Origin of the sequence: Enterococcus pallens ATCC BAA-351 (assembly GCF_000407485.1) — a bacterium.
GTDB classification, from domain to species: domain Bacteria; phylum Bacillota; class Bacilli; order Lactobacillales; family Enterococcaceae; genus Enterococcus_A; species Enterococcus_A pallens.
In genome coordinates this window covers 1,106,628-1,119,008 of the sequence record NZ_ASWD01000002.1, presented here as the reverse complement: position 1 = coordinate 1,119,008, position 12,381 = coordinate 1,106,628, and the positions used below count along the sequence as shown (strand labels likewise).

Here is a 12,381-nt window from a genome sequence, read left to right as displayed (position 1 = left end):
GAGTAACGATAGATTAGGATAGGAGTGAAAATGACGTGAAAATTCGTCGCAGTGAGCGTTTGATCGATACAACGCAGTATTTACTAGAACACCCCCATACGTTAATTCCACTGACTTTTTTTGCTGCCCGTTACCATTCAGCGAAATCATCCATCAGTGAAGACTTAGCAATTGTTAAAAAGACCTTTAAGGAACGAGGTACTGGCTTTTTAGAAACGATTCCGGGAGCAGCTGGCGGTGTTGTTTATACACCAAGTATTTCACAAGAAGCAGCGAAGGAGTATATTGAATCATTAGCTGATCGTTTGTCAGAAGAGGATCGTTTACTGCCAGGCGGCTACGTTTATTTATCCGACATGCTGGGACAACCAGATTTACTGCGGATGGTTGGAAGAATCATTGCCGCACAATATTTGGATAAAGAAGTGGATGCTGTCATGACTGTAGCAACCAAGGGTGTACCGATCGCTCAGGCTGTTTCTTATTATTTGAACGTGCCTTTTGTCATCGTTCGTCGCGACTCGAAGATCACGGAAGGTTCCACTGTAAGTGTGAACTATGTGTCAGGCTCCTCTGAACGGATTGAAAAAATGGAGCTGTCCAAACGCAGCTTGAAACGTGGATCAAAGGTGTTGATCGTGGATGATTTCATGAAGGGCGGCGGTACCGTCAATGGTATGAAGAGTCTAATCGAAGAATTTGAAGCAGAATTAGTGGGAATTACCGTATTTGCTGAGTCACGCTTCAAGGGTGAACGTGCGATTAATGATTATCGTTCATTATTATATGTAAAAGACGTCGATACCAGTACTAAGACGATTACAGTTGTACCAGGAAATTGTTTCAACGAATAAGCAAGGGCTCCTTGCTTATTTTATTGCCAATTGAAAATGAATAAGTAGTGAGCTACACTTATTCAAAGAAGGATTACGAAATTAGGAGTGACTATTTTGGAAAATCGATACGCCATTATTTTGGCTGCGGGTAAAGGAACCCGTATGAAGTCAAAGCTTTATAAAGTGTTGCATCCAGTAGCAGGCAAACCGATGGTAGAACACATCATCGAACGAGTGATTGAAACCAGCCCGAAAGAAATCGTAACAATTGTAGGACACGGCGCCGAAAAGGTAAAGGCACAGCTAGGTGAACGCAGTCAATATGCGCTGCAGGCAGAGCAATTGGGAACAGGCCATGCAGTATTGCAGGCAGCTGAATTTCTAAAGGATAAAAGTGGTACAACCTTAGTCATTAGTGGAGATACACCTCTATTAACAACCCAAACCTTAGACAATTTATTTGATTATCATCAAGGTAAAAAGGCTAGTGCCACCATTTTAACTGCGCATGCTGAAGATCCAACTGGCTATGGCCGGATTTTACGTGATCATGTAGGCATCGTGGAAAAGATTGTTGAACAAAAGGATGCGACTCTTGAAGAAGCTCGAGTACAAGAGATCAATACTGGCACTTACTGCTTTGACAACCAAGCATTATTTGAAGCTTTGGCAAAAATTGGAACCAATAATGCACAAGGTGAGTATTATTTAACCGATATTGTCGAAATCCTAAAAAGTGAAGACAAAACCGTAGCGGCTTATCAAACAGAGGACTTCGAGGAATCTCTAGGTGTGAACGATCGTATTGCTTTAGCTAAAGCAAATGAAATCATGCGGGCACGTATTAATAAAATGCACATGGTCAATGGTGTCAGCTTTATTGATCCTGCCAGCACATATATTGATGCGGGTGTAGAAATTGGTTCTGATACAGTGATTGAGCCAGGTGTTCAGCTGCAAGGAAAGACTGTTATTGGGGAAGATTGTCTAATCGGTGCCCATTCAAAAATTGTCGACAGTACAATTGAAGACAACGTTGAAATTAAATCTTCCGTAGTTGAAGAAAGTATTGTTCGCAAAAATGCCGATGTAGGTCCGTATGCTCATTTACGTCCGCAATCAGATATTGGTGAACATGCCCATATCGGAAATTTTGTAGAAACGAAAAAAGCAACCATTGGTGAACAAACTAAGGTGGGGCATTTAACTTATGTTGGTGATGCTACGTTAGGAAAAGATATCAATGTCGGTTGTGGGGTAGTTTTTGTTAATTACGATGGCAAGAACAAACATCATACAACGGTTGGGGATCATGTGTTTATCGGTTCAGGCTCTAATTTAGTTGCACCAGTTAATTTGGAGGCAAACAGTGTTACAGCAGCCGGTTCTACCATCACAGAAGACGTAAAAAGTGGAGATATGGCGATTGCTCGAGCTAGACAAGTGAATAAAGAAGGCTATGCCTCTCATATCCCTTTTTAAATTTTTAAGCTAGATAGCTTGATTTCCTATAGAAAAATGACTAGTATTTTACTTGAAATAGTATATAATCGGTAACGTATGCAAAAAGAAAGTGGAGGGACCCATGTCAAAACAGTATTTTGATCCAAGATTGAAAATCTTTGCCTTGAACTCGAATCGTCCGTTAGCAGAAAAAATTGCTGAAGCTGTAGGTGTGCAATTAGGAAAAAGCTCAGTCACACAATTTAGCGATGGCGAAATTCAGGTGAACATCGAGGAAAGTATTCGTGGTGCGCATGTCTATGTTATTCAGTCAACCAGTAGTCCGGTAAATGATAATTTGATGGAACTATTAATCATGATTGATGCCCTAAAACGTGCAAGTGCAAAAACTATTAACGTAGTAATGCCTTATTATGGCTATGCACGTCAAGATCGAAAAGCTCGTGCTCGTGAACCGATTACAGCGAAATTAGTCGCTAACATGATCCAAAAAGCAGGAGCAACGCGCCTGTTAACCTTAGATTTGCATGCCTCACAGATCCAAGGATTCTTTGATATTCCAGTGGACCATTTAATGGGGGCACCTTTAATCGCTAATTACTTTGTTGAACAAGGGGTTTGCGGCGATGATGTAGTTGTTGTCTCTCCTGACCACGGCGGTGTAACCCGTGCGCGTAAGCTGGCTGAGTTTTTGAAGGCACCAATTGCGATTATCGACAAACGCCGACCAAAAGCCAATGTAGCTGAAGTAATGAATATCATCGGAAATGTTGATGGTAAAACTTGTGTGATTATTGATGATATGATCGATACTGCAGGTACCATTACCCTAGCAGCCAATGCTTTAAAAGAAGCAGGAGCAAAACAAGTCTATGCATCTTGTACGCATCCGGTTTTATCAGGTCCAGCAATGCAACGTATCCAAGACTCTGCAATTGAGCATTTAGTAGTTACTGATTCAATCTACTTGTCAGATGATCGCAAAATCGACAAAATTGATGAAATCAGTGTTGGTGAATTAATGGGGGATGCAATCAAACGTATCCATGAAAACAAACCAGTCAGCCCATTATTCGAAACGAAAAAATAGATAAATCAAACCAAATGGAATCAGGAGACTGGTTCCATTTTTTTGTGTTTGAAAAGATTTTACGGTAAAAAAATAAGGCCTGAGCCTTTTGATAAAGACTTTGAATTGTAGGTTGGCAGCTACCTAGTATAGGAAAGAAGAACATTTTCGTACGTCTACCATCTAACTAAACAGCACGAGCGTAAATTTGTGAATCATCACAGGTTTTTGCTCGAACTAAATGAATTGCGAAAAGTTAGACTGGCAGCTAACTCACAAGTAAGGGAATCATTTTTAGAAGAGCACGAAAAATGAAAAAATTTTCGTACGCCTACCATCTAACTAAACAGTATGTATATAAACATGAGGATAACTTTTAAATTTCTTTCGAGCTGGATAATCTGCGCAAAGTTAGACTGGCAGCTACCTCATGAATAAGGGAATCATTTTTCGAAGAGCACGAAAAATAAAATGATTTTCGTACGCCTACCATCTAACTAAACAGCACGAGCGTAAATTTGTGAATCATCACAGGTTTTTGCTCGAACTAAATGAACTGCGCAAAGTTAGACTGGCAAAAAAAGAACCCGTCGGTGGGTGGCCGACGGGAAAAGGAGTTAAAAAAATGAAAAAGTGTTAGGGTTGTTTGTTGGTATGCTTATATACTACAAGAAAAATGTGAATAAGTCATGAATTTAGTCTTGACAAACGTTGAAAAATCGTATAGGCAAGGAAAACTTTAGAATTGCCTAAAAAATTAGATAAAAATAGCCTGTCAGTGGGTGGCTGACAGGCAAGGAGTTAAAAATGAAAAAGTGTTAGGGTTGTTTGTTGGTATACCTATATAATACAAACAAGTTGTGAAAGAACTATGAATGAAGTGTTGGAAAACTGTAAAACCTGAAAGACTATTTTGAATACTTTTCAATCTATGATTAAATCCTTCAAACTGCAAGTAATTCCTTCGGTACTAATTTCTTCTTTTATTTTTTATCAAAAAAATAGCCTGTCGGTGGGTGGCCGACAGGCAAGGAGTTAAAAATGAAAAAGTGTTAGGGTTGTTTGTTGGTATACCTATATAATACAAGCAAGTTGTGAAAGAACTATGAATGGAGTGTTGGAAAACTGTAAAATCTGAAAGACTATTTTGAATACTTTTCAATCTATGATTAAATCTTTCAAACTGCAAGTAATTCCTTCAGTATTAATTTCTTATTTTATTTTTATCAAAAAAATAGCCTGTCGGTGGGTGGCCGACAGGCAAGGAGTTAAAAATGAAAAAGTGTTAGGGTTGTTTGTTGGTATACATATATAGTACAAGAAAAATGTGAAAGAACTGTGAACGAAGTATTGGAAAACTATAAAAGTTGAAAAAAATTATCCATATAAGACTTTCGGAAACTCAATTTCACTAAGATTGCTAAAAAATAAACTCAATATCAAATAGACAGTCAAAAAAAACTATCAAATAAGTTTAAATTGATTTTTTCTATTGGATCAATAAACCGCAGAGAAAAGAGTTTCGTACGCGATTATCCAACTAAACAGGTTGAACAATCGACTTGTGTAAATGTTGATAAAGGATTTTTTACTAAATATAGCTGCGAAAAGTTGGACTGGCAGCTAACTCACAAGTAAGGGAATCATTTTTCTAAGAACATGAAAAATGAGTTTTATTTTCGTACGCATACCATCCAACTAAACAGCACGGCCAATGCATAGCTGTTTAATTACTAAATTATTTTCGCTCCATACAAAACTGCGAAAAGTTGGACTGGTAAAAAGAAAGCCTGCCGGTGGGTGGCCGGCAGGCAAGGAGTTAAAAAATGAAAAAGTGTTAGGGTTGTTTGTTGGTATGCTTATATAATACAAGCTAAATGTGACAGAACTATGATCAAAGAATAGGAAATCGATGAATTTTGTTCGCAGGATTTCTCTTTTTCCTTAACGAATTATTACGCCTTTGATTTGGCGCGATTTTTTTGACCATAAATTTCTCGCAGCTTCATATATAAAGGAATCAATTCTTTTTCTCTATAGTTATGATCGAGAACATAGATTGGCAGCATTGAATTTTCATTTTTTAGCAGCGTGGAGGAGCTGATGATTAAATCATAATCCTCCTTCAAGGAAGCGTCATAAGGCTCTGCTTGAACAAAACGCAGGTCGTCTAAAAAGTGATACAGCTCGCGAACAAACATAGCATTGTGTTCGATGGCGATACCAAGCTTCAAATTCTGAGCATAAGGAAATTGATTGAAGCTAGGCATTAGTAAATGCTTAAAGGATTTACCTAAAAGTACACGAACAGAACGTATAAACTGATAATCAGGATTTTCACCGGCGGTTTGCATAAAGCTCATAATATTTTGCTCCAAGACATGTTCGCCCTGGGTCTGTTCTTGATTTGACTTCAGTACCATACTCATGATATTTGGAAATGGTTGACGGAAAACATAATAGGCAAAGGTAATATTTAACAGATTGCCAATAATCAATGGGTCATCTAAAATTTCTGGTTTATCTGGAAATAGTGTCTTTTTGCCAAACCGGCGGAATTCATTGACAAAGTCATTCACTGGATTCGGGCGAGCGTCAAAATCATGAATGGTTTGTTTCAAGCTGTTGTCATCACGAATCGTGTAGAACGGCGCATAATGAGCGAGAAAATAAATGAAGCTGGATTCACCCTTTAATTGTCTAGTAGTTAGCTGCACGTCAATTAATTTTCCGAGAGAAGCGAAATCATAATAAGGATTGTCCTTCATTAAGAAATTGTAGCGCGCATCGTATTTAGTAAAATGTTGTTTGTTTAGACGTATTAAGGAAATTCCCGCGAATAAACGCAATTCCCGTACGCCAAAATATGTACGAGACAGCGGAAAATAAGATTGAAAGGCTTCAACCGCTTGATCCACCAATTGTTGATTAACATTCAGCGGATAATCTAACCCCCGAGTTCCTAACCATAAAATATCAAAAAGGGCAATTCGAATGAGACGTTCATCTCCAGACATTCCTGCCTCCGTGTAAGTAAAACGTAAATTGAAGGTTTTTAAGTAGCGTTTCAACCGATCAATTTTACGAGAAACAGTAGAGCGGCTGACAAAATACTTATCGCAAAAACTTTTAATCGTTGGAGATTCTTCATTCAAAAAATACAGAATAAATTGAAAAGGGACTGATTGCTTCAATAAGTGGTACCGATATTCATCAAGGGTAGCAGAAATATTTTCTAAGTTAATCTTTCCGGCCCGTAACATAATACTTTCGTGTTCTGGATGGATATCTTTTAATTCTTGGTCAATTTCAGTTAATTCAATGACGGTTTGCTGGTAATTCAAATCCATTTCATCAGATAATTGGCTGATGGGAAAGATTTGCATACTGGATTGATTTAAATAATGGAAAATTTTAAAACGTAGAAGGAGCGATGAATCAAACATCAATTCTTCATAAAGCATCTTATTTCCTCCTTTACAAGTTTGGTGGCCGAAATTCGGCAGATACTTGTCTACATTGTACTTTATTTGTTAAAAACTGTCAGTTTATAGATACGGAGGCAGATAAAAGATCAAATTTATGCAGAAAATGAGTTTTTCGTGTATGCTGTGGTTGAAGGTGATAAACATGACAAAATCAAGGCTGGAGGCATTCACCGATGGAGTGGTGGCGATTGTTTTGACCGTCTTAGTTCTGGACATTCAGATTCCAGATCCACCAACGTTTGCCTCGCTTTACAGCATATTCAACACGTTGTTGGCCTATGTGGTCAGCTTCATTTTCGTTGCGGTGATTTGGGTAAATCACCATCGAGTCATGCAAATGACAGAAAAAATTAATTATGGGGTAATTTGGGCCAATATTTTCTGGCTGTTTTGGTTGACCCTGTGTCCGGCTGTCACCAGCTGGGTAGGACGCAATCCCAATCAGTTTTGGCCTGAATTGGCGTATGTTGTCGTTTATGGGATGTGGAGTTTTTCGTTTGGCATCTTTTCAAAGAAAGTGATTCAAGCCAACGATGCGAACAGTCACGTTGTGAAGGTTTTAAGTCGAGACAAGCGCAGCCGCTTATCAATGATTATTAATTTGATTCTACTGGTAGGAGTGTTCATCTATCCAGCAGTTGGCATGCTGGGACGCTTCTTAGTATCTGCTTTGTGGGTAGTGTCTTACCGAAAGGCCGACGAGTATTATCATAAAATTTTTCCTGCAAAAAAAGGAGCCTGATCAAAATGATCAAGCTCCTTTTCGCACTTTATGGTTCTGGATGAAGTACACGACGCAGGAATTCTTTGGTGCGGGCTTCCTTTGGTCGAACGAAGATGTCCTCTGGTGAGCCTTCTTCAGCGATCAACCCTTGATCCATGAAGATAACCCGATCAGAAACTTCTTTGGCAAAGGCCATTTCGTGGGTTACCACAACCATGGTTAAACCAGATTCTGCCAAGTTTTTCATGATGCTTAACACATCACCAACCATTTCTGGGTCTAGCGCTGAGGTTGGTTCATCAAACAGCATTACCTCAGGATTCATGGACAACGCTCGGGCAATTGCTACCCGCTGCTTTTGTCCGCCAGATAGTTGGGCTGGTTTCGCATCAATGAAACGCGACATGCCAACCTTTTCTAAATTTTCAATGGCTACCTTGCGCGCTTCCTCTTCGTTGCGCTTCAAGACGGTTAATTGGCCGCTCATACAGTTTTGTAAAACATTCATATTGTTAAACAGATTGAAGGATTGGAAAACCATGCCTAAGTGTGTACGATATTTTGGCAGATTATAGCCATCCGCTAAGACGTTTTCTCCTTTATAAAGGATTTTGCCGTCAGTTGGGGTTTCCAGTAAATTAATGCAGCGCAAGAATGTTGATTTACCAGAACCAGAGGCGCCGATAATCGTCACAACTTCGCCTTTATTTACGTTCATATTAATATCTTTTAAGACGAGGTTATCGCCAAAGCTTTTTTTCAAGTGTTCGATTTGAATAATGCTGTCCATAAGAATACCTCCTATAATTATTTATCTGCTTCAACCGCAACGTCCGTTTCTTCTAAACGTGCGTAAGCATCTGGGCCATCCATTTTCTTCTCAACAAGGCGCAGCAGGCGAGTGGCTGAGAAGGTTAAGACAAAGTAAATCACACAGATAATGAAATAAGTTTGGAAGAACATGTAGTTCGTTCCGGCTGCCGATTTCCCTTGGAAGAACAACTCAGAAACAGAAATAATACTCAAAACAGAAGTATCCTTGATATTGATAACCAATTCATTACCAGTTGCCGGTAAAATGTTTCGTAAAACCTGTGGCAATACAACCTTGCTCATCGTTTGACCGTGCGTCATCCCAATTGCATGAGCCGCTTCAAACTGACCTTTATCCACTGCATAAATACCGCCACGGACAATTTCAGACATGTAAGCCCCGGTGTTAATAGAAACAATGAACAAAGCAGCTGCAGTTCGGTTCAAGTCGATTCCGAAAGCCATCGCAATTCCGTAGTAGATAACGGCGGATTGAACGATCATTGGTGTACCGCGGAAGATTTCGATATACGCATTCAGCAGCCAGCCAAATACCTTTTGCATCCCGCGTTTGGCGCTATTTTTTGATTCAGGTATCGTACGGAAGACTCCGATTAACAAGCCGATACCAGTACCAACAGTTGTACCAACAATTGCCAATAGCAGGGTCATACCAGTTCCTCGTAAGAACATCATACCGTTTTGTTTCAAAATACGAACAAAGACATTTTCTTGGCTGCCGTCTTCGTTAGTCGCAACCTCTTCATTGGCAGGTTGATTTTTCACTGCTTGGTCCATAATGTCCGTACGTTCATCCGCCGGAATTTCACTCAGGATTTGATTCACTTCAGCTAATAGCGGATCACCTTTACGCATCCCAACAGACACTTGAACATCTTCAGGGTTGTTTTGGAAGCCTTGACCCTCTGGGAATTCCACCATTTTCAAGTCGGGATTGACCGATTCAACAGTGACCCCCTCAGGACGTTCACCCACATAACCATCAATGGTACCAGATTCTAAGGCTACCCGCATGGCTGGGAAATTATCCATCGCTTGCTGCTTGTCTACGTTAGGGATCTGATCAATTACACTATAATGGAAGGTACTCAATTGACCAGTAATTTTTGCGCCGGAAAAATCTTCTAATGACTTAGCTTTGGCATATTTTGAATCCTTGCGGGTAATGATAACTAGCTGAGATTCGTAATATTCATCTGAGAAATCGACTTCCTTGCGTCGTTCCTCTGTAGGAGACATCCCTGCAATAACGGCATCAATTTTACCTGATTGCAAAGCAGGCAATAGGCCGTCCCACTCAGTCTTAACAATTACCAGCTTACGGTTCATTTTGTCAGCAATTCTTTTGGCGATCTCAACATCGTAACCACCAGCATAGGATTTATCTCCTTGGATTGGAACCGCACCATTGCGATCATCCTTTTGTGTCCAGTTAAACGGAGCATAACCCGCCTCCATGCCGACCCGTAATTCTCCTTCTGGTGTTTTATCATCTGCATGTGACACGAGCGGCAGACCTAAAAATGAAACAAATAAAGCAATAAATGCGATAACTGAAAAATACTTTTTGTTCATGTTTTTCTCCCCTTTATTATGATAAACGAGATGGGTGCCTGTCCTTGCGAAGTAAATCCAGCAAAAAGAAAAAAGCCGCCAGAAAACAAAGGCCGCTTGCAACTATAAGAAGATGTCCCTCTCACAAAACATAGCGCAACTTAGCATCACTGCTAAGACAGTCCGCAAGTTATTCGCTTGCGTCCCAACATACAGAACAAAAAGAGAATTCTGTACATTTCGGCGAAACTTCCTAGACCTGCTTCTTCATGTCTCTTGCACTCCACAGGATTAATAAGCTTCGCGACCTCTACCTCATTGATTTGAGGCATCTCGTATTCAGTTATTGTAAATTATAGTCTAAAGGCTTGTTTCTCAAATGTCAATGGAAAGGAAATAGAAAACGCGGGTTATTTAAAACAGACTGGAATTCAGGCTTTTTTTCTGGAAAAATGTTTGTTTAAAAGCAGCTTTTCAAGAAACTAGTAACACAAAGTTTTTTTGCTAGGGCTGATTTTACGACAGATAATGTCTAGAGTTATACAAGTGCTAAAAAAACTGAATAAATTCTTTAAGTTATATATAACTTGTTTATATATTGTTTTTTTTGTAGATGAAACTTCTCTCCTTTATTTTCTTCTCTAAGATTTACCTGGATTCACCTGAAGATCAACCTGATAAAACCTCTCTAAAAGGCCGATTATGAACTAAAAAGAGTCTTTTATGATAAAAAGCCTTCTCTTATATATAAATATTTTATACTTTTATTAATATGTCATTTTTGTTATGGATTTGCTATTTTTGTGGGAGAAGACCTGTCTGGCAATTCTGGTGAGAAAAATGAATTCATGCTTGAGTAAATACTTTAGAGATTATCAAGTAAGTAACTCGTACTCTATTAGGGAAACAAAAGAGCATAGGGATGGATATTCCTTGCAAAGATTATTTTGTGCGTAAGTGGGTGAATTGAAAGCGGTGAGTAGGTTAAGTTTGTTGGTATTTGGAATGTCTTTTTTCGTTTGGAAAATCGGCTGCAGTATTTTTGCTGTGAATGACAATATGACTTGAAGCGAAGTACGAGCTTCAAGTTTCTTCGCGAATAAGATTTGAAGGAGAGGTGATTAATTGAAGCGATTCCTTACTTTTATTTTAATACTAGGTATTCTATGTCTCTGTTGGGCTAAACTGACTCACTTAAATGAGTTGTCAATGGAGGCCGCTTCGGAAAAAACGCTTAGTTCTCTAAGCAATGACAAAGAGGTTTATGCGTATCTACACGTTGACGGTACGAATATTGATTATCCTGTTGCCCAGCATCCAACTGATGACAGCTACTATCTTAGCCATGATATCGATCATAACGAATCGATCTATGGCGCAATTTTTACAGAACGAGTAAATGCAAAGGATTTTAATGATTTGGCAACTATTATTTATGGTCATGCCACACAGGATGGGACTATGTTTGGCACACTATCATACTTTGCCGATTCTGAATTTTTTAACAAAAATACACGAGTAACCGTCCAAACACAGCAGGAAAAGATTTCTTATGAGGTTTTTGCGGCATACAGTTTTACCGATGAACATATCTATCATACGTTTCAGCTAGAGAATAAAACTAACGTAAACGCTTATTTTGGAAAAATCAAAGAGCTTTCTGTAGAGCTAGGTGGGAATTATTGTGAATTAAAGAGAAAACCTACTGACAGGCTATTAATATTATCTACTTGTGATGCGAAAGATGGGGGGAGAAGATTTGTTGTTCACGCGATTGAAAGAGAAAGAAAACCAGTTTAAAAATCAATTAGCGATAGCACCAAAAAAACGCTATTTTTTTATGTATGTTTTAGGCTTAATGCTTTATGGAATGGGCAGCTACTTGTTTTTAAATGAGCTGCTGATTTCTATGTTTAATGCTAGCAGAAAGGCCAATCTATTTTATATTTTAGGTGTTTTGACGATAAGTGTAGGCTTAGGCCTGTTGCTGTTTTTGTTTTACCAGTTTTATAAACGCGTTTCTTTTAAGGATAAGACACGTATAGCACTTAGAAATTACGTACTGCTGATTCTGATCTCTGGAGTTGTCCTTGGTTTAATCGGAGAGGGGATTTATCGGTCTACGTCCATGAGCTATGAATGGGTGAAAAGCTTCATTTGGGTTGTAACCACTTATATACAAGGAGTTTTTCGGTTTGTTTTTATCTATTATTGTCTCACTCTTCTGCTAGAAGAACCTTTTAATTGGAAAAATCCATCATTAAAGAAAATGTTACTGGGTGTCTTTCTACTATTAAGTATATCTATAGGGATTAGTCTGACTTTTCCAACGATGGGTTCGTTAGCGATGTTTGTTGCTGACTTAGTAATTGCAATAGGAGTTGTTTATAAGGAATTAATCCGATCTTAAAA

General features: G+C 38.9%; 9 protein-coding genes and 1 riboswitch. Of the genes, 6 read left to right on the top strand and 3 right to left on the bottom strand.

Translation table 11 applies throughout. The features are described from left to right. Positions 1-35: 35 nt before the first annotated feature. The 3 genes from purR (at position 36) to I588_RS11805 (ending at position 3,390) form a co-directional block, all read left to right on the top strand. Positions 36-854 (top strand): pur operon repressor, encoded by an 819-nt coding sequence (purR, locus tag I588_RS11815; protein ID WP_010756326.1) that lies wholly within the window; start codon positions 36-38, stop codon positions 852-854. A 96-nt stretch (positions 855-950) separates the two neighbouring features. After that, positions 951-2,318 (top strand): bifunctional UDP-N-acetylglucosamine diphosphorylase/glucosamine-1-phosphate N-acetyltransferase GlmU, encoded by a 1,368-nt coding sequence (gene glmU, locus I588_RS11810; RefSeq protein ID WP_010756327.1) that lies wholly within the window; start codon positions 951-953, stop codon positions 2,316-2,318. Positions 2,319-2,421: 103 nt separating this feature from the next. Further along, complete coding sequence (locus tag I588_RS11805) at positions 2,422-3,390, top strand: ribose-phosphate diphosphokinase (protein ID WP_010756328.1); 969 nt, start codon at positions 2,422-2,424, stop codon at positions 3,388-3,390. A 1,934-nt stretch (positions 3,391-5,324) separates the two neighbouring features. On the opposite strand, the gene I588_RS11800 is transcribed toward I588_RS11805, so the two are convergent. Further along, complete coding sequence (locus tag I588_RS11800; RefSeq protein ID WP_010756329.1) at positions 5,325-6,833, bottom strand: helix-turn-helix domain-containing protein; 1,509 nt, start codon at positions 6,831-6,833, stop codon at positions 5,325-5,327. Between the two features lie 166 nt (positions 6,834-6,999). On the opposite strand from I588_RS11800, the gene I588_RS11795 reads away from it, so the two are divergent. Beyond that, positions 7,000-7,599 (top strand): TMEM175 family protein, encoded by a 600-nt coding sequence (locus tag I588_RS11795; RefSeq protein WP_034692887.1) that lies wholly within the window; start codon positions 7,000-7,002, stop codon positions 7,597-7,599. Positions 7,600-7,627: 28 nt separating this feature from the next. Here the strand turns inward: I588_RS11795 and I588_RS11790 are convergent, their stop codons facing one another. Further along, the gene (locus tag I588_RS11790; RefSeq protein WP_010756331.1) at positions 7,628-8,371 is read right to left on the bottom strand and encodes an amino acid ABC transporter ATP-binding protein; all 744 of its coding nucleotides are present in this window, start codon (positions 8,369-8,371) and stop codon (positions 7,628-7,630) included. Between the two features lie 17 nt (positions 8,372-8,388). Continuing rightward, positions 8,389-9,990, bottom strand: a complete 1,602-nt coding sequence (locus tag I588_RS11785) for an ABC transporter permease subunit (RefSeq protein ID WP_010756332.1) — start codon at positions 9,988-9,990, stop codon at positions 8,389-8,391. A gap of 123 nt (positions 9,991-10,113) precedes the next feature. Continuing rightward, positions 10,114-10,290: riboswitch (Lysine riboswitch) on the bottom strand. Positions 10,291-11,094: 804 nt separating this feature from the next. On the opposite strand from I588_RS11785, the gene I588_RS11780 reads away from it, so the two are divergent. Then, complete coding sequence (locus tag I588_RS11780) at positions 11,095-11,769, top strand: class B sortase (protein ID WP_010756333.1); 675 nt, start codon at positions 11,095-11,097, stop codon at positions 11,767-11,769. Then, a complete protein-coding gene (locus tag I588_RS11775; protein WP_245569574.1) occupies positions 11,732-12,379 on the top strand; it encodes a hypothetical protein in 648 nt (215 codons plus the stop codon). Before I588_RS11780 ends, I588_RS11775 begins: the two co-directional genes overlap by 38 nt. Positions 12,380-12,381 lie beyond the last annotated feature (2 nt).